Raw genomic sequence first — 19,610 nt, forward strand, 5'->3', positions numbered from 1 at the left:
CCTGCAAACTACCTACCATCATGCAAGAAAAAATCATTACCTTTGCGAGTCCTGTTTTTTTCTTGCTAATCGCAATTGAATTTATCGTCGCACGACGCCGGCAACGACACCTGTACCGTATTAATGATGCGATCAATAGTCTGAGTCTGGGCGTGATGAGCCAAATCATCGGTGTGTTTTTAAAAGTCCTGGCAATCGGCATTTATGCCTGGGTAGCGCAACATTTTGCACTTTTTGACTTATCCGATAACAGTGTATGGGTGTGGGTTTCTGGCCTGCTACTGTATGACTTTTTGTACTACTGGCTACACAGAATGGGACACGAAACCAATCTACTCTGGGCCGCACATGTGGTACACCATCAAAGCGAATCCTACAATCTGACGACCGCGCTGCGGCAAACCAGTAGTGGCGCTTTATTTGGCTGGATTTTTTATTTGCCGATGGCTGTACTCGGTTTTCCTGTTCATGTATTTATCATCATTGCGCTGATCGATTTGTTATACCAATTTTGGATACATACCGAGCAAATCGATAAGATGGGCTGGTTTGATCGAGTGTTCGTGTCACCATCCAATCACCGCGCACATCACGGTGTGAACGATCTGTATCTGGATAAAAACTATGGTGGTATTTTAATTTTATGGGATCGCTTGTTCGGTACATTTATTGAAGAACAAGATGCACATCCTGTCGTCTTTGGTACCCGTAGCCCGCTGCGTAGCTGGAATCCTTTATGGGCAAATGTAGAGGTGTACAAAGCCGTCGCCTCAGATGCGTGGCATACACAAAATTGGTGGGATAAATGTCGCATCTGGTTTATGCCACCCGGCTGGCGTCCCGCCGATATTGTCGCAACATCACCTGCCAAATCATTCGACCTGCAACGCCCTGAATTTAACCCGCCGTTGACTGGCACAAAGATGTGGTATTGCCTGGTGCAGTTTGTTATTACGCTGCAAGCAGGTACACATTTTTTGACGATTGCTCCCAACACAGCATTTAGTAGCTTGCTACCGTATGCGATCTGGCTGGTCGCTGGATTATGGATCGTTGGTGGTTTAATGGAGCAGCAAAAACTCTATATCAAACTGGAAGCGGTTCGCCTTCTGGCGACGCTGCTGATGGTACTCATTGGCGGTACTTGGTTTGCGCTTGTCAGCTTAACTTTCATTGCGCAAATAGCGATAGCATCGACCTGTATTATTTCTCTTGCCGCGCTGTGGCTGATTTTTAAAAAGTAATCATTCGTATGGATATTTTTCACATCAATGACACGCAAGTTTTACTTAATCCTGATGCCTCCATTAAGCCGGCAGGATTTGTCTGGCTAGATGCGACGCATGATGAAGTGAACCTTGATCCCGAAGCCTGGCGCGAAGAAGTCACTCGCATCACCGGCACGCAAATTTATGATTTGCATTTAAAAGACGCTGTCAACCTGACGCATCCGTCCTACTTCGATGCGACACAAGATTATGAGATGGTGGTATTCCGCAAACTTGCACTGAATGGTGAAGCAGCAGCAATCCCTAACGCAGAAACAAACGAGATTCAAAAGCGAAAAATCCCTGCTGTACTCAACAAGCTATTGACGGTGCCAGTATCGTTTTTTTGATGGGAAATGCCTTGGTCACCGTGCGCTCAGTCAAAAGTCGCACCATCGACAATGCCCGTAGCCGTTTGCTTAATTACAAACATAAGGCAGAAGGTAATGGTCACTCCAGCCGCCTGCCTTGCTCGCCAGAAGATTTAATGCTGCGCATACTCAATGCGATGGTTGATCAATATCTGGAACTGCGTCAACCGCTGACCCAACAGCTTGACCGCTGGCAGCATGCCTTGCTCGATCCGCGCCGGCCTTTTAAGAATTGGTTTGCCTTGTTGGATTCACGCATTGAATTGCGCAAGCTCGACAGCCTGTACGAGGAGCAGCGTGACGCCCTGCAAGAGCTGCGCGATCACATTGTAGATACGCATGACGGCAGCGATAGTGGCGACGGTCGTGCCAAAGATTTGCTACTGGTGCGCACCAACGACGTGATGGAACACATCAGCCGTGTTCTGAACCATGCGCGGCGGCTGGAGGCATCTTTAGAGTCAGCAGTGCAAATCCACTTCTCGGCAATGGCCCACCGCACCAGCGAAATCATGCGCACGCTGACCGTCATCACCGCCTTGTTTATGCCGTTGACCTTAATCACCGGCATTTTTGGGATGAACTTTGTTGAGATGCCTTTGCTGAAACATGCTGCAGGATTCTGGATCACCATGGGTATGATGCTAGCGATTGTGATTATTTTATTGCTGTATTTCCGTAGCCAGCGCTACCTGGAAGACAAAGCCAGCAAACGGCGAGATTAATCCAATTGGCGTACTATAGCCATATACTGGGTAGGTGTACATCGATAATATGCTCTATTGTCCAGACTTTCTCTGGACAATAAAATATACTCCCCTTATTTTTAATTTTTGTTTACATTTTTTGTACAGATAAAAACGACCAATGCAAGAAACCACCTTCCTCTGGCACGATTACGAAACCTTTGGCGCGCAAGCAAGGCGTGATCGTCCTGCCCAATTTGCCGCAATCCGCACCGATGCTGAGTTGAACGAAATTGGTCAGCCCATGATGTGGTACTGCCAGCCAGCGAATGATTTTTTACCCGACCCGCAGTCCTGCCTGATCACTCATATCACCCCGCAAACCTGTCTGGAACGCGGCATCCCTGAATACGAGTTTGCAGCAAAAATAGAGGCAGAACTCGCGCACACTGGCACCATCGGTGTTGGCTATAACACGATCCGTTTTGATGACGAGATCACGCGCTTTATGTTCTGGCGCAATCTGATCGATCCTTATGCGCGGGAATGGCAAAACCAGTGCGGGCGCTGGGACATTATGGATATGCTGCGCACGACCTATGCGCTGCGACCAGAGGGCATACATTGGCCGACGAATGACGATGGCAAGCCGAGTTTCCGCTTAGAACACCTGACCGCTGCGAATGGCATTGCGCATGAATCAGCGCATGATGCCTTATCCGATGTGCGTGCAACCATTGCCCTCGCCCGCCTGGTGCGCCAGCATCAGCCTAAGTTATTTGAGTTTTGTCTGGCGCTGCATAAAAAAGAAAAAGCGGCGAATGAGATCGGCGTACCGCTGCTAGGCAAACCTTTTCTGCACGTATCCGGCATGTTTCCTACCGAGCGCGGTTGCCTTGCTGTGATGTGGCCGTTAACGATCCATCCCAAAAATAAAAATGAAGTGATCGCCTGGGATCTGGCGCATGATCCGTCTGAATTGGCGACGCTCGATGCAGCCAGCATACAACTACGCATGTTCAGCAAAACTGACGATCTGCCTGAGGGCGTCACACGCTTGCCAGTCAAGACAATTCACCTGAACAAATCCCCCATCGTGATCGGCAACTTAAAAACTTTATCCGCGCCAATGGCAGAGCGCTGGCAAATCGATCTGACGCAAGTCCACCAGCATGCACAAAAAGCGGCTACGTTAATGGCAGATCAAGCTGATGCCATGCGTACGCTGTGGGAGCAAGTCTATGCACGCCCACAGCACGAGGCGGCGGATGTTGATGAGGATCTTTATGGCGGATTTATAGGCGCGGGTGACAGGCGCCTGCTGAATGAACTACGTAATATGAGTCCTGCACAACTCGCTAAGACACATCCTGATTTTCAAGATAGTCGTTTAGCAGAATTAGTATTTCGTTATCGCGCCCGCAATTTCCCGGATAGCTTAAGCGAAGCTGAACAAGCACAGTGGGAAGAACACCGCATCGCCCGTATGTTAGACGGTGCTGGCAAAGCACGGACGGTGGATGATTTTTTCAATCAGATTGATCAGTTGTCCGACACTGCTAGTGAAAGTGATGAAGAAATTCTAGGTGCCTTATACGATTACGCGGAGATGGTTGTGCCAGTAAGATAGTAGCGCTATCAGCGCAAACCACTATAAAAAATGCCCCGCAATAACGGGGCATTTTCGTTGAGAGTATCGACACAATTACTTATTCGGCTGCGGCGTAATCCGTAAATACGGCACTGGCGATGTGTATCCTTTTGGATATTTTTGCTTAATCACTTCTTCATCTTTAATCGATAAAGGGATGATGACATCATCGCCGTCACGCCAATTACCAGGCGTTGCTACGGTATAGCCATCAGTCAATTGCAAGGCATCAATCACACGCAAAACTTCGTCAAAGTTGCGACCCGTCGTCAGCGGATAGGTGATGATCAGACGAACTTTTTTCTTAGGATCGATGACGAACAATGAGCGCACAGTGACCGTTTCAGATTGATTCGGATGAATCATGTCGTATAGCGCCGCAACTTTGCGATCCGCATCGGCAACGATAGGAAAGCCGACGACCGTCTTTTGCGTCTCTTCAATATCCTTGATCCATTTCAAATGAGATTCTGCGCCATCTACTGATAAGGCAATCGCTTTTACGTTGCGCTTATCAAACTCAGGCTTCAGCTTGGCGGTTAGTCCTAGTTCGGTAGTGCAGACAGGGGTGAAATCGGCAGGGTGTGAAAAAAGTACCACCCAAGAATCACCTGCCCAGGCATGGAAATTCAATTTCCCTATCGAAGAATCTTGCTCAAAATCGGGAGCGGTATCACCTAAACGTAAAGTCATTTCATTCTCCATTCAACTGTTAAGTTAAAGACTATAGAACTTGTACGCTCCCGTTTCAAGGACAGAGTAGTTGCTTGCTTATATCTTAGCTGTTATATCGACGTTATATCGCCGTTATTCAAAGGCATTACCTTGCTCTAAAGACTTAACGCGATGCTTCAAAAGCAGTAATCGATTTTAGAAATTTCTCAGCATTCTGGTAACCAATCACACGTCCACCAGTAATTTCTTCTCCGCGCTGATTAAAGAAAATAATCCCAGGCGGACCAAACAAACCAAAGCGTTTCAGTAATACTTTGTCATCTGCATTATTGGCGGTGACGTCGACTTGCAGCAATAACATCTGGTCCATTTTTGCCTTCACTTTATCATCGGTGAAAGTCAATTTTTCCATCTCTTTACAAGAGACGCACCAGTCAGCATAAAAATCTAATAGCGCCGCTTTACCTTTTGATTGCGCCAGGGCAGCATCTAATTCTGCGACAGAGCGCACACGGGTGAAAGTCACGCCATGCTTTTCGCTACCGGTCAAATGCGACAATGGCGCAAACACGTCACGACCACCTGTGAGCACACCAACCAACTGAATTAGCCCCAGAACAGCAAAGATCACAGCGAATCCTTTGGAATACAAATTACCTTTGTGCAAGAACAATAGGAAAATTGCATAGCCAAGCACCAGCACCGCCCACGCAATCATCTGCACCCATACTGGGATCACAGGCGAAACCATCCACAATGCCATCGCCAGCATCAGCACGCCGAAGAAACGCTTGATGCTTTCCATCCACGCACCCGCGCGTGGCAATAAACTACCTGCGGATAAGCCAACAAGCAATAGTGGGACACTCATACCAATTGCCATTGCAAACAGAGCAAAACCGCCCACCACGACGTCGCGGGTCTGGCTAATATAAACCAAGGCACCTGCCAGCGGCGCAGCCACACAAGGGCCAACGATCAATGCAGAAATTGCCCCCATGACGAATACACCAAATAACTTACCGTTACGCTGACCCTCAGAAGCAACGGTGAGCTTGGTTTGTAAAGCCGCCGGTACTTGCAATTGATAAACCCCAAACATCGACAAAGACAAAACTACCATCAGCAATGCAAACGTACCTAGCACCCAAGGATTCTGCAGTGTTGCCGCAAGACCTTCGCCTACCAAACCAGCACCAATACCTAATGCGGTGTAAACCAGAGCCATCCCCAATGAATACACTAAGGATAGCAAAAAGCCACGGCTGCGGCGGACTGAGGTACCCTCGCCGACAATAATGAACGACAAAATTGGCACCATAGGCAATACGCAAGGCGTAAATGAGAGACCAAGCCCAAGTAATAAAAATAAAGGAAGGATAACGATCAGCTTGCCACTTTTTAATGCTGCACTAATGCTGTGGATTTCAGTATCAGCGCTATGATCATCTGCGGTATTTGCGACGTCCGATTTGGCTGGAGCATCGGCGATCGACAACTTAATTAAAGCATCTTGCGGTGGATAACACAGACCTTGGTCAGCACAACCTTGGCTAGTGACTTTGAGTGTGAAGTCACCTGAAGCTTGTACGGGAACTTTGACGACTAAGCTATGACGATAAGTTTCAACCTCTTTTTGAAAGGTCTCATCAAACTTAACTTTACCTTTAGGTATCACGACATCGCCCAGCTTTGCATTATCCGACGCAAACTTGAAGCGTTCGCGGTACAGGTAATATCCATCAGCAATGTTGAAGTTGATTTCTGCTACGCCAGGCTCGATCATCTTACCGCTGACTTTGAAGGCGACTTCGGGATCTAAAAAATCATCCGCAACCGCAACAGATGAAAAACCAAAGAAAAGCAATATCATCGCCGCAACACAAGCAAATTGAATACGTAACTGATTAAGATAGCGATTGAACGTGTTTTTCTCGTTGGAATATTGAATCTTCATGCAAGTCCTATTTCTTGGATGATCCGTCGCACACAAACAGGTGATTCGTGCGCAATTGAAGGTGGTGATAATTTGCGGTATTTCCTGCTGATGCGATCTTTAAATAATCGCTAATAACTCATCGCAATCTGCATTGGTTAATTTGATCAAAAATCCAAACACAATGGATAATTGTTGTGCCAAATACTGACGATGTCCAAATAGTATTTTTGATATGAGGTTCACAGATACTACCTTCATATTTATAAACACAAAATATTTGGTGTTACCGCTCTCTCATCAAAAACTGGGTAATCACCAGCAAGACGATCGTTTCTATTTCTCAAAATAAAAATTAGTCTTGCATTTTAACAAGCAATGAGAATATCTGCCCAAATCGATAGAGACAATAAAAAAGCCAGGCTTAGCCTGGCTTTCTATATTTTGATGCAAACAACAAATTATTCTGCTGTTGGAGCTGCATCTACGTCCGTGACTTCTGGACGATCTAACAATTCTACGTAGGCCATAGGCGCGTTGTCGCCAACACGGAAACCCATTTTCAAAATACGCAGATAGCCACCATTACGATTTGCATAACGTGGGCCTAATTCAGCAAACAATTTCAAGACCATTTCGCGATCGCGCAAACGAGAAAACGCCAGACGCTTGTTCGCTAATGTATCTGTTTTACCCAAAGTCAGAATCGGCTCGATAACGCGGCGCAGTTCTTTTGCTTTTGGCAAAGTTGTTTTGATGGCTTCGTGGCGCAGCAACGATACTGTCATGTTGCGCAACATAGCCAAACGGTGGGAAGAAGTACGATTCAGCTTACGTAAGCCGTGACGATGACGCATGATATTTCCTTTCAGATTTTTAAAAAAATTCCAGCTCTTCTATCACTGCATTGTGCAGCGCGGGCCGGTAATTGCTTGGCACTTCAAATTACAAAAACTATCTATTACAGTTAGTCTACTAATACGACTGCGCGGCAAAATATTAATTAAACATTTGCCACACAGCCGTTACAACCAATTATTTTTCCAAGCCAGCAGGTGGCCAGTTTTCCAGCTTCATTCCTAAAGACAAGCCACGAGACGCCAATACTTCTTTGATTTCGTTCAAAGATTTGCGACCCAGATTTGGCGTCTTCAACAGTTCGTTTTCGCTACGTTGGATCAAATCGCCAATGTAGTAAATATTTTCTGCTTTAAGGCAATTTGCTGAACGAACCGTCAATTCCAAATCATCAACTGGGCGCAACAATACTGGATCAACAGCCGGCGCACGGGATGGCGCTTCAGCAGCAGCTTCGGTACCTTCCAGAGCTGCGAATACATTCAATTGGTCAACCAGAACACGTGCAGACTGACGAATCGCTTCTTCAGGTGTAATGACACCGTTGGTCTCAATGTTAATGACCAGTTTATCCAAATCGGTACGCTGCTCAACACGAGCTGACTCTACTGCGTAAGAAACGCGGCGCACTGGCGAAAACGATGCGTCCAGAATCATACGACCAATTGTTTTATTCGCATCTTCGGACAAACGGCGAACGTTACCTGGCACATAACCACGGCCTTTTTCAACTTTGATTTGCATCTCTAACTTGCCACCGGCAGTCAGGTTCGCAATAACGTGATCTGGATTAATCAGCTCTACATCATGTGGCAAATCGATATCCGAAGCCAATACAGCGCCTTCAGTATCCTTCTTTAATGTCAGCGTAACTTCATCACGATTATGCAATTTGAAGACGATACCCTTCAAATTCAACAACATATCAACTACGTCTTCTTGAACGCCATCCAAAGATGAATATTCATGAACTACGCCAGCGATAGTTACTTCAGTTGGGGCATAACCAACCATAGAAGATAACAAAACACGACGCAATGAATTACCCAATGTATGACCATAACCACGTTCAAACGGCTCCATAGTCACTTTTGCATGACCAGCGCCCAACATTTCCACATCAATAATACGTGGCTTCAACAGATTGTTTTGCATTGCAATGTCCTTGTCAATACCCTCGGCTCGTTACACCGATAAGGCTGATGGCATTAAAGAAAAAAGCCTGCCTATCAAAAATAGGCAGGCAGTGAAACTTGAATATTAGCGTGAATACAATTCAACGATCAAAGATTCATTAACGTCGTGAGCGATGTCGCTACGATCTGGCATGGACTTGAAAGTGCCTTCCATTTTCTTGGAATCAACCGCAACCCAAGAAGGCATAGTATTTTGTTCTGCTAAAGACAAAGCTTCGGCAATACGCACTTGCTTTTTCGCTTTTTCACGAACAGCAACAACGTCACCAGCTTTAACTTGATAAGAAGCAATGTTAACGACGATATTATTAACAGTGAATGCTTTATGGCTGACCAATTGACGCGCTTCAGCACGGGTAGAACCAAAACCCATACGATAAGCGACGTTATCCAAGCGAGACTCCAGCAACTTAAGCAGAGTTTCACCAGTGTTACCTTTTTGACGGTCAGCTTCAGCGAAGTAACGGCGGAACTGACGTTCCAAAATACCGTACATACGTTTAACTTTTTGCTTTTCACGCAATTGATTACCGTAGTCAGAGGTACGAGCACCAGAAGTGCGACCATGTTGACCTGGTTTTGCGTCTAACTTACATTTTGAATCCAAAGAGCGACGAGCGCTTTTAAGAAACAAATCCGTACCTTCACGGCGGGATAATTTTGCTTTTGGTCCGATGTAACGTGCCACGGTAATTTCCTTTGTTTAATGACGCAGAGCAGAGACATTACTCCGCTGCGCTAGTCTGATCTGCTGACAACCAGACGGTGGTCTTAAAATAATAATCGATACAACACAAAACCCACCAATTTCATTGGCGGGCTGTATTTTAACGGCTAAACCGATAAAAAGCTAGCAGCGATATCTTTCGATATCTTAGCTATTAGATGCGACGACGTTTAGGAGGACGGCAACCATTGTGTGGGACTGGTGTAACGTCTTGAATCAAGGAAATTTTAATTCCAAGGTTATTCAAAGCGCGTACTGAAGATTCACGTCCTGGACCAGGGCCCTTGATACGAACTTCCAGATTTTTGATACCGCATTCAACAGCGACTTTACCAGCTGCTTCCGCTGCAACCTGAGCTGCAAACGGTGTAGATTTACGCGAACCTTTAAAACCCGCACCACCAGCAGTTGCCCAAGAAAGCGCATTGCCTTGACGATCAGTGATCGTGATGATTGTATTATTAAAAGAGGCGTGCACGTGAGCTATACCCTCTGCAACGTTCTTTTTAACTTTTTTACGAGCGCGGGCTGCGGCTGCGTTATTTTGTGCTTTTGCCATAATATTTCCTTGAATCTAGTTTCCTAGATTATTTCTTCAAAGATTGCGCTGCTTTACGTGGACCCTTACGTGTACGAGCATTCGTACGTGTACGTTGACCACGGCAAGGCAAGCCCTTACGATGACGCAGGCCGCGGTAGCAACCTAAGTCCATCAAACGCTTGATATTCATCGAGAGTTCACGACGTAAGTCACCCTCTACGACGAATTTTGCAATTTCGTCACGGAGTTTCTCTAGTTCGTTGTCGTCCAGATCTTTAACCTTTTTACTGGTCAAAACACCGGTAGCCACACAAATATCTTGTGCGCGCGGGCGGCCAATACCATAGATAGCAGTTAAGCCAATTACGGTATGTTGATGATTTGGGATATTAACCCCTGCGATACGTGCCATTCGTTATTCCTCGTCAAATAACGTCAATTAACCTTGACGCTGTTTATGGCGTGGTTCTGTGCAAATCACACGAACTACACCTTTGCGCTTGATGATCTTGCAGTTGCGGCAAATCCGCTTTACTGATGCGAGAACTTTCATTTTTGCCCTCTTTCCTTCTAGTTACTTGTTTACTTAGTACGGAACACTATTCGCGCCCGGCTCAAATCATAAGGCGTCAATTCTACTGTCACCTTATCGCCAGGCAAGATGCGAATATAATTCATACGCATTTTTCCTGAGATATGGCCAAGTACAACATGCCCGTTTTCCAACTTAACTCGAAATGTTGCATTTGGAAGATTCTCTAAAATCTCACCCTGCATTTGTATAACGTCGTCTTTTGCCATTCGATCTGCTGTTCCTCTGGGCGTTACCTAGAAGGAATTCCGCCCTTGAAATTTGCTTTACGAAGAAGCGATTCGTATTGCTGTGACATCACATAGTTTTGTACTTGAGCCATAAAATCCATCGTAACTACTACGATAATTAATAAGGATGTACCACCAAACGAAAATGGTACTTTCCAACGCGCTATTAAAAATTCTGGTAACAAGCATACTAAAGTAATGTAAACCGCCCCAGCTAAAGTCAAGCGCATCAAAATCTTATCGATATAACGAGCAGTCTGATCACCTGGACGTATACCCGGCACAAACGCACCACTCTTTTTCAGGTTATCTGCTGTTTCTTTACTGTTGAAAACTAGAGCAGTATAGAAAAAACAAAAGAAGATAATAGCTACTGCGTACAACAATGCATGAATAGGTTCGCCAGGTGCCATTGAAGCTGACAAATCTTTCAAAAAGCGTATGAAACCACTCTCTGAAGAATCCATACCCTTAGTGAACCAGCTAGTAATCGTTGCCGGGAATAAGATGATAGAAGAAGCAAATATTGGAGGAATAACCCCTGCCATATTCAACTTCAAAGGCAGATGACTACTCTGCCCACCGTAAACTTTATTTCCAACCTGACGCTTAGCATAATTGACTAATATCTTACGTTGACCACGCTCGATAAAAACAACAAGAAAAGTAACAGCGCCTGCGATTAAGCATATCAGCATAGCGGATACATAATGCATTGATCCAGTACGAACTAATTCAAATAGACTAGCCACCGCATTTGGCAATCCAGAGGCAATACCAGCAAAAATAATAATTGATATACCGTTGCCGAGTCCACGTTCAGTAATCTGCTCACCCAACCACATCAAAAACATGGTTCCAGTAACCAAAGTCACTGTAGTAGTGAATCGAAATGCCATTCCAGGATCAATTACCAACCCAGGTTGTGCCTCTAATCCAAAAGCGATGAAGTATGCCTGTATCGTTGCTAACAACAAAGTACCATAACGTGTATATTGTGTAATCTTCCGACGTCCAGATTCGCCTTCTTTTTTCAAGGCCTCTAGCTGTGGTGAAACTATTGACATTAACTGCATAATGATCGATGCAGAAATATACGGCATGATGCCTAAGGCAAATATCGTAAAACGTGATAAAGCCCCACCGGAGAACATATTAAACATTCCAAGAATACCACCTTGGTTTTGTTTAAACAATTCAGCCAGAGACGTTGGATCTATACCAGGGACTGGTATGTGAGCGCCAACCCTATATACGACAAGTGCACCTAGTAAAAACCATAGTCTTCCCCAAGGAAAACCGCTAGCTGCACTTTTAGCCTGCTGTGGAGATGTTGCCAATTATTGCTCCAGTGTCCGCACTGATTAAGCGACTGTGCCGCCAGCAGCTTCGATTGCGGCTCTTGCGCCTTTAGTGGCGATCAAACCGTTCAAAGTTACTTTTTTAGTGATTGTTCCCGCCATAATCACGCGAACTACGCGTGCGAGCTCAGAAACTACACCGGCTTGTTTCAAAGCTAGGATATCGATCTCAGAAACTGGTAAATTCTCCAGATCTGTCAATCTAACTTCCGCCTTATATGGAGTAGCCAAGGATTTAAAACCACGCTTAGGCAATCGACGTTGCAAAGGCATTTGACCGCCTTCGAAGCCAACTTTGTGAAAACCGCCTGAACGAGATTTTTGACCTTTATGACCACGGCCTGCTGTCTTACCCAAACCAGAACCGATACCACGACCCACACGACGTTTGTAGTGTTTAGCGCCATCAGCCGGCTGTATTGTATTTAATTCCATAATTTGCTCCGATCATAAGCCTGAGAGCTTACGATACAACCTTCACAAGATACGAGACTTTGTTGATCATGCCGCGTACTGATGGTGTATCTTGTAATTCAGAAACTGAATTCACACGACGCAAGCCCAAACCGCGAACTGTAGCACGATGGGACTCACGAGTCCCGATCAGACCTTTGACTAAAGTTATTTTTACTGTATTTGTCATTTCAATCACCTTAGCCCAGAATTTCTTCTAGGGTCTTGCCACGTTTAGCAGCAATTTCTGATGGCGTGCTCATCTTGGACAAACCATCCAAAGTTGCACGAACCATATTATAGGGATTAGTAGAGCCGTTGGATTTAGCAACAACATTTACTACACCTAACACTTCAAAAATCGCGCGCATTGGACCACCAGCAATCACGCCAGTACCCTCTTTAGCAGGCATGATCATCACTTTCGACGCACCATGCTGTCCAGTGACAGCGTGCTGCAATGTGCCATTTTTGAGAGTGACTTTTATCATTTTACGGCGAGCTTCTTCCATCGCTTTTTGTACGGCTACAGGAACTTCTTTCGATTTTCCTTTACCCATACCGATACGGCCATCACCATCGCCAACTACTGTCAGTGCAGCGAAACCCATGATACGACCACCTTTAACCACTTTGGTTACTCGGTTAATCGCGATCATTTTTTCGCGCATGCCATCATCGGGCTTATCAGCCGCCATCTTCGCTTGCATTTTTGCCATGACGAATTTTCCTTAGAACTTCAAGCCAGCTTCACGCGCAGCTTCCGCCAACGCCTTGATGCGACCATGGTAACGGAAACCGGAGCGATCAAACGCGACTTCGGTAACCCCTGCTTTTAACGCTTTTTCTGCAACACGCTTACCAACCAAAGTTGCAGCTGCTGCGTTACCGCCATTGCCAGATACTGCTGCCAACTCTGCGCGCACTTCAGCCTCTAAAGTAGATGCCGATGCTAACACCTTGGCATCAGGGCCAATGATGTTCGCATAGATATGCAGATTTGTGCGATGCACTGCAAGGCGAATAACCTTGAGCTCTGCGATCTTGGCACGGGTTTGAGTCGCGCGGCGCAGACGTGATTGTTTCTTATCCATCGTCAACCCCTATTACTTCTTCTTGGTTTCTTTAATCACAACCACTTCGTCCGCGTAGCGGACACCCTTGCCTTTGTACGGCTCTGGGCTGCGGTATGCACGGACTTCAGCTGCCACTTGACCTACCTGTTGCTTATTAACCCCTTTAATCAGGATTTCGGTAGGCGTTGGTGTAGCACACGTTACGCCTTCTGGCATTTGGTGCACAACTGGATGAGAAAACCCCAAGGACAAATTTAATTTATCGCCTTGTGCTTGGGCTTTATAACCAACTCCAACCAGGTTGAGTTTTCTTTCAAATCCTTTAGTAACGCCGCTGACCATGTTGTTGACTAGAGCACGCAAAGTACCCGTCATTGCATTGGCTTCACGACCGTCATTAGCGGGTGAAAAACTCAAAGTTCCGTTGTCATTAACTACTTTCACCAAACCGTTTAAGTTCTGTGTAAGCGCACCCATCGGGCCTTTTACTATAATCTGCTCTGCTGAAATCTTAACTTCAGATCCTGCTGGCAAAGCGATTGGCATTTTACCTACTCGAGACATCTTGCACTCCTTAGGCGACGTAGCAAATAACTTCGCCACCGACACCGGTTGCGCGTGCTTTGCGGTCAGTCATAACGCCTTTTGGTGTCGAAACAATCGCCACCCCCAAACCGTTCATAACACTTGGAATCTCGTCTTTACCCTTGTAAATACGAAGACCAGGGCGAGAAACACGCTCCAAGCGCTCAATAACAGGACGTCCTGCGTAATATTTCAAACCGATTTTTAATTCGGACTTACCCGCAGCTTCAATAACTGCGAAATCCTCAATGTAACCTTCATCTTTAAGTACGCTTGCTATTGCAATCTTTACTTTGGAAGATGGCATAGCAACTGCAGTTTTTTGAACAACTTGCGCGTTACGGATGCGGGTCAGCATATCGGCGATAGGATCGCTCATACTCATTGCATATTCTCCTATTACCAGCTGGCTTTAGTCATACCCGGAATTTCGCCACGCATAGCGAACTCACGGATCTTAATACGGCCCAAACCGAATTTACGGAATGTGCCACGTGGGCGACCTGTCAAGGCGCAGCGATTGCGCTGACGAGTCGGATTAGAGTTACGTGGCAATGCCTGCAATTTAAGGCGAGCTTCATACCGCTCTTCCTCAGATTTTGATTGGTCATCAATGATGGCCTTCAATTCGGCGCGTTTACCAGCAAATTTCTTCACAAGGTCTGCACGCTTTTGCTCACGATTAATCAGTGCCAATTTTGCCATGGCGACCTCAGTTTCTGAACGGAAATTTAAATGCGGCGAGAAGAGCTTTCGCTTCTTCGTCGGTCTTTGCTGTCGTCGTGATACTAATATTCATACCACGCAGCACGTCGATCTTGTCGTACTCAATCTCAGGGAAAATAATTTGCTCCTTGACACCGATATTATAATTACCACGACCATCAAACGCACGACCAGACACACCACGGAAATCACGTACACGCGGCAAAGCCACAGTTACGAAACGATCTAGGAATTCATACATTTGAGCGCCACGCAAGGTCACCATACAACCGATTGGATAACCTTCGCGAATTTTAAAACCAGCTATCGCTTTACGCGCCTTAGTTACCACTGGCTTTTGACCAGCAATCTTAGTCAAATCACCAACAGCGTGCTCAATAATCTTTTTATCAGCAATTGCTTCTGATAAACCCATATTTAGGGTGATTTTTAATATCCGAGGCACTTCCATTGGAGACTTGTAAGAAAACTTCTCTGTCAAATCTGCAACAACTTTTTCTTTATAAAATGCTTGTAGACGAGCCATGATGTTACGCCTTCACAACTTCACCGGTAGACTTATAGATACGGATTTTTTTACCATCCACTACCTTGAAGCCTACACGATCTGCTTTACCAGATGCCGCATTAAATACTGCAACATTGGAAACATGAATCGGCATCAATTTATCAACGATGCCACCAACTGCCCCAGTCATTGGATTATGCTTAGTCGCTTTTTTTGCAACATTGACACCTGCCACAACTATGTAATTCGCGTCTACGCATTGCTGCACTTGACCGCGCTTACCTTTGTCTTTACCTGTCAAGACAATGACTTCATCGTTTTTACGAATTTTGTTCATCACAACCCCTTACAGCACTTCTGGAGCTAGCGAAACGATTTTCATAAAGCGCTCAGTACGCAATTCACGTGTCACTGGGCCGAAAATACGAGTTCCTATAGGCTCTAACTTTGCATTTAACAAAACTGCAGCATTGCTATCGAACTTAACCAAGGAACCATCTTGACGACGAACACCCTTAGCAGTTCTCACAACAACAGCATTGTAAATTTCACCTTTTTTTACACGACCACGAGGCGCAGCAGATTTAACAGTGACTTTAATTACATCACCTATACCCGCATAACGACGCTTAGAGCCACCCAATACCTTAATGCACAAAACTTCGCGCGCACCAGTATTATCAGCCACTTCAAGCCGGCTTTCTGTTTGAATCATAATGTTCTCTTTCCCAACTTAATCCACACAATCCGCACGATGCAAATCTGTAGTCAGTTTTGGTCCTGCCAGCCAACCCAATACACAACAAACAATGCACGAGCCAACTGATTAGGTGGACGAATTTTTAATTACTCTCACAAACGTTTTTCATTCTGCGAAAGGCATTTAGGCTGCCACATACATAATTTGCAAATGACAGCCAACTATTATTACATCAAAAAACAAATTGTGCAATAACTTTATAAAACTTGTGCGACTTGAACCACACGCGTCACAGTCCAAGCTTTAGTCTTGGAAATAGGACGACCCTCTTGAATTTCAACGGTATCCCCAGCCTTAGCTTGGTTTGCTTCATCATGAGCGTGGTACTTGTTAGTACGAACGATGATTTTACCGTACAAAGGATGTTTGACATGACGTTCAACGACTACTGTTACAGTCTTGTCCATCTTGTCAGAAACAACCTTACCAATCAATGTGCGCTTCAATGCCACTTTTGTTTGAACACTAACTTGATCGTTCATTATTTGGCATCCTTCTGATTCATGACAGTTTTTACGCGTGCGATATCGCGGCGAACCTTTTTGAGCTGAGAAGTATTGTTCAATTGCTGCGTTGCAATTTGCATACGCAGACTAAATTGAGCTTTCAACAGTTCATTCAGTTCTTTTGCCAACGCCGCCGGATCTTTACCTTGGAGTTCAGATACTTTCATTTACAACCCCTATTATTGGCCGACTTGACGCACGACGAACGTAGTCAATAACGGCAGTTTAGCTGCAGCTAAGCGGAACGCTTCGCGTGCGAGCGCTTCATCAACGCCATCCATTTCGTACAACATTTTACCTGGTTGAATCTCGGCAACATAGTACTCAGGATTACCCTTACCATTACCCATACGAACTTCTGCAGGCTTCTGAGAGATTGGCTTATCTGGGAAAATACGGATCCAGATACGGCCACCACGTTTAATGTGACGAGTCATAGCACGACGTGCTGCTTCGATTTGTCGAGCAGTAATACGACCACGACCTATTGCCTTAAGACCAAACTCACCAAAAGAAACAGCAGTACCACGGGAATGAGAAATCCCCTTGTTACGACCTTTTTGTTCTTTACGGTACTTTCTACGTGCTGGTTGCAGCATGATTATTCTCCTGCTTTCTCAGCCGGTGCCGCAACTGTTGCGCCATTTACTTTCGTGCGAGCACGCTTGGCTGCAGGTGCTGCTGCGATACCGGTTGTTTGACCTTCTGGACGCTTAGTGCGAGGACGGCTACTTGGCTTGCCATCGTCACGGCGAGGACCACGACGCTTCTTATCGTCTTCTGGAGTAGATTCTATAACTGGCGCATCACCATTAGCTAAGCGATCACCTTTATAAACCCAAACCTTAACACCGATGATTCCGTAAGTAGTAGATGCTTCGCTAAAACCGTAATCGATGTCGGCACGCAATGTGTGCAGCGGCACGCGGCCTTCACGATACCATTCCTTACGAGCAATTTCGATACCGTTCAAGCGACCACTAGACATAATCTTAATGCCTTTAGCGCCTAAACGCATCGCATTTTGCATAGCACGTTTCATCGCGCGACGAAACATAATACGTTTTTCAAGTTGCTGAGCAATAGAATCGGAAATTAATTGCGCGTCAATCTCTGGCTTACGAATTTCCTCGATATTGACATGAACTGGCACGCCCATCAACTTGGCCAAATCCGCCTTCAACAGTTCAATATCTTCACCTTTTTTACCGATTACAACACCCGGACGGGAGCTATAAATGGTAATACGGGCATTTTTTGCTGGACGCTCAATAGTAATACGACCTACTGATGCATTCTTCAGTTTTTTCTTCAGATACGCACGTACTTTAAGATCTTCCCCAAGCATAGAAGCAAAATTACCATTGCCTGCATACCAACGAGATGACCAGTTACGCGTTACCGCAAGACGAAAACCGGTTGGATGTATCTTCTGTCCCATCGCGACTCCTTAATTACCGACAGTCACGTATATGTGACAGGATTGTTTAGAGATACGATCGCCACGACCTTTTGCACGCGCTGTAAAACGCTTCAAAATCGTGCCTTTTTCAACATAGATAGTCTTTACTTTCAACTCATCGATATCAGCGCCATCATTATGCTCAGCATTTGCAATTGCAGATTCCAAGACTTTTTTAATGATTGTTGCACCTTTTTTCGGGCTGAAAGCCAAGATATTCAATGCCTGATCTACTTTTTTACCGCGAATCAGATCTGCCACTAGGCGACCTTTTTGCTCAGACAGACGCACACCGCGCAGAATTGCTTTAGTTTCCATCATTGCACCTATCTCTTAGCCTTTTTATCGGCGGCGTGACCTTTGAACGTACGAGTCAACGCAAATTCGCCAAGTTTATGACCGACCATATTTTCGGACACATAAACTGGTACGTGCTGCTTACCGTTATGCACCGCGATTGTCAGGCCAATAAAGTCCGGCATAATTGTCGAACGACGTGACCATGTTTTAATTGGCTTTTTGTCTTTAATTGCTTGCGCAGTTTCAACTTTTTTCACCAAGTGGGCGTCGCAAAACGGCCCTTTTTTCGCTGAACGTGTCATGTATTACCCCTTATTTCTTGCCGCGGCGTGAGACGATCATCGAGGTCGTGCGCTTGTTGCGACGAGTCTTTTTACCCTTGGTTTGCTGACCCCATGGAGATACTGGATGACGACCTGCTGCTGTTTTACCCTCACCACCACCATGCGGGTGATCAACAGGATTCATAACAACACCGCGAACGGTAGGTCGAACACCACGCCAACGCATAGCACCAGCCTTACCAATCTTACGCAGATTGTGCTCTCCATTACCAACTTCACCGATTGTTGCACGACATTCAATATGGATACGGCGAACTTCACCTGAACGCAAACGAACCTGCGCATAAGTACCATCACGCGCCATCAGAACGACACCAGCACCAGCAGTACGAGCGATTTGAGCGCCCTTACCAGGCAACATTTCGACGCAATGCATTGTCGTACCTACCGGAATATTGCGAATAGGCAAACAATTACCGGATTTAATCGGCGCTTGGGAACCATTCATTAACTGATCACCAACGGCCATTCCCTTAGTAGCAATAATATATTGACGCTCACCATCTGCATAACACAACAACGCGATGTGTGCAGTACGATTAGGATCGTATTCAATACGCTCTACTTTTGCAGGAATACCGTCTTTATTACGCTTGAAATCAACTAAACGATAATGCTGTTTGTGACCACCACCGATGTGACGAGTAGTGATATGGCCATTATTATTACGGCCAGCAGTTTTAGATTTCTTTTCCAACAATGCGGCAAACGGACGACCTTTATAAAGACCCTCTGTTACCACTTTTACCATACCACGACGACCTGGCGAGGTTGGCTTCATCTTAACGAGTGCCATGC

At 45.6% G+C, this 19,610-nt stretch carries 32 protein-coding genes; 4 read left to right on the forward strand and 28 right to left on the reverse strand.

Features of this window, described 5'->3' with window-relative positions; all coding sequences use genetic code 11:
- Nucleotides 1–20 precede the first annotated feature (20 nt).
- The 4 genes from RGU72_RS13465 (at nucleotide 21) to sbcB (ending at nucleotide 3,955) form a co-directional block, all read left to right on the forward strand.
- Nucleotides 21–1,244: a sterol desaturase family protein gene (locus RGU72_RS13465; protein WP_322120218.1), complete on the forward strand. Its 1,224-nt coding sequence runs from the start codon at nucleotides 21–23 to the stop codon at nucleotides 1,242–1,244.
- Between the two features lie 8 nt (nucleotides 1,245–1,252).
- A complete protein-coding gene (locus tag RGU72_RS13470) occupies nucleotides 1,253–1,618 on the forward strand; it encodes a hypothetical protein (protein WP_322120219.1) in 366 nt (121 codons plus the stop codon).
- A 20-nt stretch (nucleotides 1,619–1,638) separates the two neighbouring features.
- Entirely contained in the window at nucleotides 1,639–2,364 is a 726-nt protein-coding gene (locus tag RGU72_RS13475; RefSeq protein WP_322121640.1) for a magnesium transporter CorA family protein, read from the forward strand.
- A 142-nt stretch (nucleotides 2,365–2,506) separates the two neighbouring features.
- Nucleotides 2,507–3,955 carry an exodeoxyribonuclease I gene (sbcB, locus tag RGU72_RS13480; RefSeq protein WP_322120220.1) on the forward strand — a complete coding sequence of 483 codons (1,449 nt, stop codon included), beginning with the start codon at nucleotides 2,507–2,509 and terminating at the stop codon, nucleotides 3,953–3,955.
- A 75-nt stretch (nucleotides 3,956–4,030) separates the two neighbouring features.
- Here sbcB and RGU72_RS13485 read toward each other — a convergent pair whose 3' ends face one another.
- The 28 genes from RGU72_RS13485 to rplB all read right to left on the reverse strand — a co-directional run bounded on the left by RGU72_RS13485 (nucleotide 4,031) and on the right by rplB (nucleotide 19,608).
- Entirely contained in the window at nucleotides 4,031–4,669 is a 639-nt protein-coding gene (locus RGU72_RS13485; protein ID WP_322120221.1) for a peroxiredoxin, read from the reverse strand.
- A gap of 145 nt (nucleotides 4,670–4,814) precedes the next feature.
- The gene (gene dsbD / locus RGU72_RS13490; protein ID WP_416200125.1) at nucleotides 4,815–6,608 is read right to left on the reverse strand and encodes a protein-disulfide reductase DsbD; all 1,794 of its coding nucleotides are present in this window, start codon (nucleotides 6,606–6,608) and stop codon (nucleotides 4,815–4,817) included.
- Between the two features lie 99 nt (nucleotides 6,609–6,707).
- Complete coding sequence (locus RGU72_RS13495) at nucleotides 6,708–6,833, reverse strand: hypothetical protein (protein WP_322120222.1); 126 nt, start codon at nucleotides 6,831–6,833, stop codon at nucleotides 6,708–6,710.
- Nucleotides 6,834–7,048: 215 nt separating this feature from the next.
- Nucleotides 7,049–7,444, reverse strand: coding sequence for a 50S ribosomal protein L17 (gene rplQ, locus RGU72_RS13500; protein WP_262835016.1), 396 nt, complete (start codon nucleotides 7,442–7,444; stop codon nucleotides 7,049–7,051).
- A gap of 178 nt (nucleotides 7,445–7,622) precedes the next feature.
- Nucleotides 7,623–8,600: a DNA-directed RNA polymerase subunit alpha gene (locus tag RGU72_RS13505; RefSeq protein WP_322120223.1), complete on the reverse strand. Its 978-nt coding sequence runs from the start codon at nucleotides 8,598–8,600 to the stop codon at nucleotides 7,623–7,625.
- A 105-nt stretch (nucleotides 8,601–8,705) separates the two neighbouring features.
- Nucleotides 8,706–9,329, reverse strand: coding sequence for a 30S ribosomal protein S4 (rpsD, locus tag RGU72_RS13510; protein WP_322120224.1), 624 nt, complete (start codon nucleotides 9,327–9,329; stop codon nucleotides 8,706–8,708).
- Between the two features lie 193 nt (nucleotides 9,330–9,522).
- Nucleotides 9,523–9,927 carry a 30S ribosomal protein S11 gene (rpsK, locus tag RGU72_RS13515; protein ID WP_110255932.1) on the reverse strand — a complete coding sequence of 135 codons (405 nt, stop codon included), beginning with the start codon at nucleotides 9,925–9,927 and terminating at the stop codon, nucleotides 9,523–9,525.
- Nucleotides 9,928–9,955: 28 nt separating this feature from the next.
- Nucleotides 9,956–10,321 (reverse strand): 30S ribosomal protein S13, encoded by a 366-nt coding sequence (gene rpsM / locus RGU72_RS13520; RefSeq protein ID WP_322120225.1) that lies wholly within the window; start codon nucleotides 10,319–10,321, stop codon nucleotides 9,956–9,958.
- 27 nt (nucleotides 10,322–10,348) lie between these two features.
- Entirely contained in the window at nucleotides 10,349–10,462 is a 114-nt protein-coding gene (rpmJ, locus tag RGU72_RS13525) for a 50S ribosomal protein L36 (RefSeq protein ID WP_014004415.1), read from the reverse strand.
- A 29-nt stretch (nucleotides 10,463–10,491) separates the two neighbouring features.
- Entirely contained in the window at nucleotides 10,492–10,710 is a 219-nt protein-coding gene (gene infA, locus RGU72_RS13530; RefSeq protein WP_005663428.1) for a translation initiation factor IF-1, read from the reverse strand.
- A 23-nt stretch (nucleotides 10,711–10,733) separates the two neighbouring features.
- Nucleotides 10,734–12,071, reverse strand: a complete 1,338-nt coding sequence (secY, locus tag RGU72_RS13535; protein WP_322120226.1) for a preprotein translocase subunit SecY — start codon at nucleotides 12,069–12,071, stop codon at nucleotides 10,734–10,736.
- A 24-nt stretch (nucleotides 12,072–12,095) separates the two neighbouring features.
- On the reverse strand, nucleotides 12,096–12,527 hold the full coding sequence (gene rplO, locus RGU72_RS13540; protein ID WP_322120227.1) for a 50S ribosomal protein L15: 432 nt from the start codon (nucleotides 12,525–12,527) through the stop codon (nucleotides 12,096–12,098).
- A gap of 28 nt (nucleotides 12,528–12,555) precedes the next feature.
- Nucleotides 12,556–12,735, reverse strand: a complete 180-nt coding sequence (rpmD, locus tag RGU72_RS13545) for a 50S ribosomal protein L30 (RefSeq protein WP_322120228.1) — start codon at nucleotides 12,733–12,735, stop codon at nucleotides 12,556–12,558.
- A gap of 10 nt (nucleotides 12,736–12,745) precedes the next feature.
- The gene (gene rpsE / locus RGU72_RS13550) at nucleotides 12,746–13,264 is read right to left on the reverse strand and encodes a 30S ribosomal protein S5 (protein ID WP_322120229.1); all 519 of its coding nucleotides are present in this window, start codon (nucleotides 13,262–13,264) and stop codon (nucleotides 12,746–12,748) included.
- A 12-nt stretch (nucleotides 13,265–13,276) separates the two neighbouring features.
- A complete protein-coding gene (gene rplR / locus RGU72_RS13555; RefSeq protein ID WP_322120230.1) occupies nucleotides 13,277–13,639 on the reverse strand; it encodes a 50S ribosomal protein L18 in 363 nt (120 codons plus the stop codon).
- Nucleotides 13,640–13,651: 12 nt separating this feature from the next.
- A complete protein-coding gene (gene rplF / locus RGU72_RS13560; protein WP_322120231.1) occupies nucleotides 13,652–14,185 on the reverse strand; it encodes a 50S ribosomal protein L6 in 534 nt (177 codons plus the stop codon).
- Nucleotides 14,186–14,195: 10 nt separating this feature from the next.
- Nucleotides 14,196–14,591 carry a 30S ribosomal protein S8 gene (gene rpsH / locus RGU72_RS13565; RefSeq protein WP_322120232.1) on the reverse strand — a complete coding sequence of 132 codons (396 nt, stop codon included), beginning with the start codon at nucleotides 14,589–14,591 and terminating at the stop codon, nucleotides 14,196–14,198.
- A gap of 14 nt (nucleotides 14,592–14,605) precedes the next feature.
- Complete coding sequence (gene rpsN, locus RGU72_RS13570) at nucleotides 14,606–14,911, reverse strand: 30S ribosomal protein S14 (protein WP_322120233.1); 306 nt, start codon at nucleotides 14,909–14,911, stop codon at nucleotides 14,606–14,608.
- Between the two features lie 7 nt (nucleotides 14,912–14,918).
- Nucleotides 14,919–15,458 carry a 50S ribosomal protein L5 gene (gene rplE, locus RGU72_RS13575; protein WP_322120234.1) on the reverse strand — a complete coding sequence of 180 codons (540 nt, stop codon included), beginning with the start codon at nucleotides 15,456–15,458 and terminating at the stop codon, nucleotides 14,919–14,921.
- A 4-nt stretch (nucleotides 15,459–15,462) separates the two neighbouring features.
- Nucleotides 15,463–15,777, reverse strand: a complete 315-nt coding sequence (gene rplX / locus RGU72_RS13580) for a 50S ribosomal protein L24 (RefSeq protein ID WP_322120235.1) — start codon at nucleotides 15,775–15,777, stop codon at nucleotides 15,463–15,465.
- A 9-nt stretch (nucleotides 15,778–15,786) separates the two neighbouring features.
- Nucleotides 15,787–16,155 (reverse strand): 50S ribosomal protein L14, encoded by a 369-nt coding sequence (gene rplN, locus RGU72_RS13585; protein WP_016836029.1) that lies wholly within the window; start codon nucleotides 16,153–16,155, stop codon nucleotides 15,787–15,789.
- Between the two features lie 242 nt (nucleotides 16,156–16,397).
- Nucleotides 16,398–16,682, reverse strand: a complete 285-nt coding sequence (gene rpsQ, locus RGU72_RS13590; RefSeq protein WP_322120236.1) for a 30S ribosomal protein S17 — start codon at nucleotides 16,680–16,682, stop codon at nucleotides 16,398–16,400.
- Nucleotides 16,682–16,873, reverse strand: coding sequence for a 50S ribosomal protein L29 (gene rpmC / locus RGU72_RS13595; protein WP_322120237.1), 192 nt, complete (start codon nucleotides 16,871–16,873; stop codon nucleotides 16,682–16,684). The genes rpsQ and rpmC overlap by 1 nt, the downstream gene beginning before the upstream one ends.
- A 12-nt stretch (nucleotides 16,874–16,885) precedes the next feature.
- On the reverse strand, nucleotides 16,886–17,305 hold the full coding sequence (gene rplP / locus RGU72_RS13600) for a 50S ribosomal protein L16 (protein WP_133330579.1): 420 nt from the start codon (nucleotides 17,303–17,305) through the stop codon (nucleotides 16,886–16,888).
- Between the two features lie 2 nt (nucleotides 17,306–17,307).
- Entirely contained in the window at nucleotides 17,308–18,147 is an 840-nt protein-coding gene (gene rpsC, locus RGU72_RS13605) for a 30S ribosomal protein S3 (protein WP_322120238.1), read from the reverse strand.
- Between the two features lie 9 nt (nucleotides 18,148–18,156).
- Nucleotides 18,157–18,489, reverse strand: coding sequence for a 50S ribosomal protein L22 (gene rplV, locus RGU72_RS13610; protein ID WP_262834995.1), 333 nt, complete (start codon nucleotides 18,487–18,489; stop codon nucleotides 18,157–18,159).
- A 5-nt stretch (nucleotides 18,490–18,494) separates the two neighbouring features.
- Entirely contained in the window at nucleotides 18,495–18,770 is a 276-nt protein-coding gene (gene rpsS, locus RGU72_RS13615) for a 30S ribosomal protein S19 (protein ID WP_322120239.1), read from the reverse strand.
- Between the two features lie 10 nt (nucleotides 18,771–18,780).
- A complete protein-coding gene (rplB, locus tag RGU72_RS13620) occupies nucleotides 18,781–19,608 on the reverse strand; it encodes a 50S ribosomal protein L2 (protein WP_322120240.1) in 828 nt (275 codons plus the stop codon).
- Nucleotides 19,609–19,610: the final 2 nt, after the last annotated feature.

Origin of the sequence: Undibacterium sp. 5I1, from assembly GCF_034314085.1 — a bacterium.
Classification (GTDB): Bacteria; Pseudomonadota; Gammaproteobacteria; order Burkholderiales; family Burkholderiaceae_D; genus Undibacterium.

What these genes read in the sequence shown, in the direction of transcription:
- RGU72_RS13465 (WP_322120218.1), top strand. Translation starts at nt 21, where the DNA reads ATGCAAGAAAAAATCATTACCTTTGCGAGTCCTGTTTTTTTCTTGCTA.
- RGU72_RS13470 (WP_322120219.1), top strand. Translation starts at nt 1,253, where the DNA reads ATGGATATTTTTCACATCAATGACACGCAAGTTTTACTTAATCCTGAT.
- sbcB (WP_322120220.1), top strand. Translation starts at nt 2,507, where the DNA reads ATGCAAGAAACCACCTTCCTCTGGCACGATTACGAAACCTTTGGCGCG.
- RGU72_RS13485 (WP_322120221.1), bottom strand. Translation starts at nt 4,669, where the DNA reads ATGACTTTACGTTTAGGTGATACCGCTCCCGATTTTGAGCAAGATTCT.
- dsbD (WP_416200125.1), bottom strand. Translation starts at nt 6,608, where the DNA reads ATGAAGATTCAATATTCCAACGAGAAAAACACGTTCAATCGCTATCTT.
- rplQ (WP_262835016.1), bottom strand. Translation starts at nt 7,444, where the DNA reads ATGCGTCATCGTCACGGCTTACGTAAGCTGAATCGTACTTCTTCCCAC.
- RGU72_RS13505 (WP_322120223.1), bottom strand. Translation starts at nt 8,600, where the DNA reads ATGCAAAACAATCTGTTGAAGCCACGTATTATTGATGTGGAAATGTTG.
- rpsK (WP_110255932.1), bottom strand. Translation starts at nt 9,927, where the DNA reads ATGGCAAAAGCACAAAATAACGCAGCCGCAGCCCGCGCTCGTAAAAAA.
- rpsM (WP_322120225.1), bottom strand. Translation starts at nt 10,321, where the DNA reads ATGGCACGTATCGCAGGGGTTAATATCCCAAATCATCAACATACCGTA.
- rpmJ (WP_014004415.1), bottom strand. Translation starts at nt 10,462, where the DNA reads ATGAAAGTTCTCGCATCAGTAAAGCGGATTTGCCGCAACTGCAAGATC.
- infA (WP_005663428.1), bottom strand. Translation starts at nt 10,710, where the DNA reads ATGGCAAAAGACGACGTTATACAAATGCAGGGTGAGATTTTAGAGAAT.
- rplO (WP_322120227.1), bottom strand. Translation starts at nt 12,527, where the DNA reads ATGGAATTAAATACAATACAGCCGGCTGATGGCGCTAAACACTACAAA.
- rpmD (WP_322120228.1), bottom strand. Translation starts at nt 12,735, where the DNA reads ATGACAAATACAGTAAAAATAACTTTAGTCAAAGGTCTGATCGGGACT.
- rpsE (WP_322120229.1), bottom strand. Translation starts at nt 13,264, where the DNA reads ATGGCAAAAATGCAAGCGAAGATGGCGGCTGATAAGCCCGATGATGGC.
- rplR (WP_322120230.1), bottom strand. Translation starts at nt 13,639, where the DNA reads ATGGATAAGAAACAATCACGTCTGCGCCGCGCGACTCAAACCCGTGCC.
- rplF (WP_322120231.1), bottom strand. Translation starts at nt 14,185, where the DNA reads ATGTCTCGAGTAGGTAAAATGCCAATCGCTTTGCCAGCAGGATCTGAA.
- rpsH (WP_322120232.1), bottom strand. Translation starts at nt 14,591, where the DNA reads ATGAGTATGAGCGATCCTATCGCCGATATGCTGACCCGCATCCGTAAC.
- rpsN (WP_322120233.1), bottom strand. Translation starts at nt 14,911, where the DNA reads ATGGCAAAATTGGCACTGATTAATCGTGAGCAAAAGCGTGCAGACCTT.
- rplE (WP_322120234.1), bottom strand. Translation starts at nt 15,458, where the DNA reads ATGGCTCGTCTACAAGCATTTTATAAAGAAAAAGTTGTTGCAGATTTG.
- rplX (WP_322120235.1), bottom strand. Translation starts at nt 15,777, where the DNA reads ATGAACAAAATTCGTAAAAACGATGAAGTCATTGTCTTGACAGGTAAA.
- rplN (WP_016836029.1), bottom strand. Translation starts at nt 16,155, where the DNA reads ATGATTCAAACAGAAAGCCGGCTTGAAGTGGCTGATAATACTGGTGCG.
- rpsQ (WP_322120236.1), bottom strand. Translation starts at nt 16,682, where the DNA reads ATGAACGATCAAGTTAGTGTTCAAACAAAAGTGGCATTGAAGCGCACA.
- rpmC (WP_322120237.1), bottom strand. Translation starts at nt 16,873, where the DNA reads ATGAAAGTATCTGAACTCCAAGGTAAAGATCCGGCGGCGTTGGCAAAA.
- rplP (WP_133330579.1), bottom strand. Translation starts at nt 17,305, where the DNA reads ATGCTGCAACCAGCACGTAGAAAGTACCGTAAAGAACAAAAAGGTCGT.
- rpsC (WP_322120238.1), bottom strand. Translation starts at nt 18,147, where the DNA reads ATGGGACAGAAGATACATCCAACCGGTTTTCGTCTTGCGGTAACGCGT.
- rplV (WP_262834995.1), bottom strand. Translation starts at nt 18,489, where the DNA reads ATGATGGAAACTAAAGCAATTCTGCGCGGTGTGCGTCTGTCTGAGCAA.
- rpsS (WP_322120239.1), bottom strand. Translation starts at nt 18,770, where the DNA reads ATGACACGTTCAGCGAAAAAAGGGCCGTTTTGCGACGCCCACTTGGTG.
- rplB (WP_322120240.1), bottom strand. Translation starts at nt 19,608, where the DNA reads ATGGCACTCGTTAAGATGAAGCCAACCTCGCCAGGTCGTCGTGGTATG.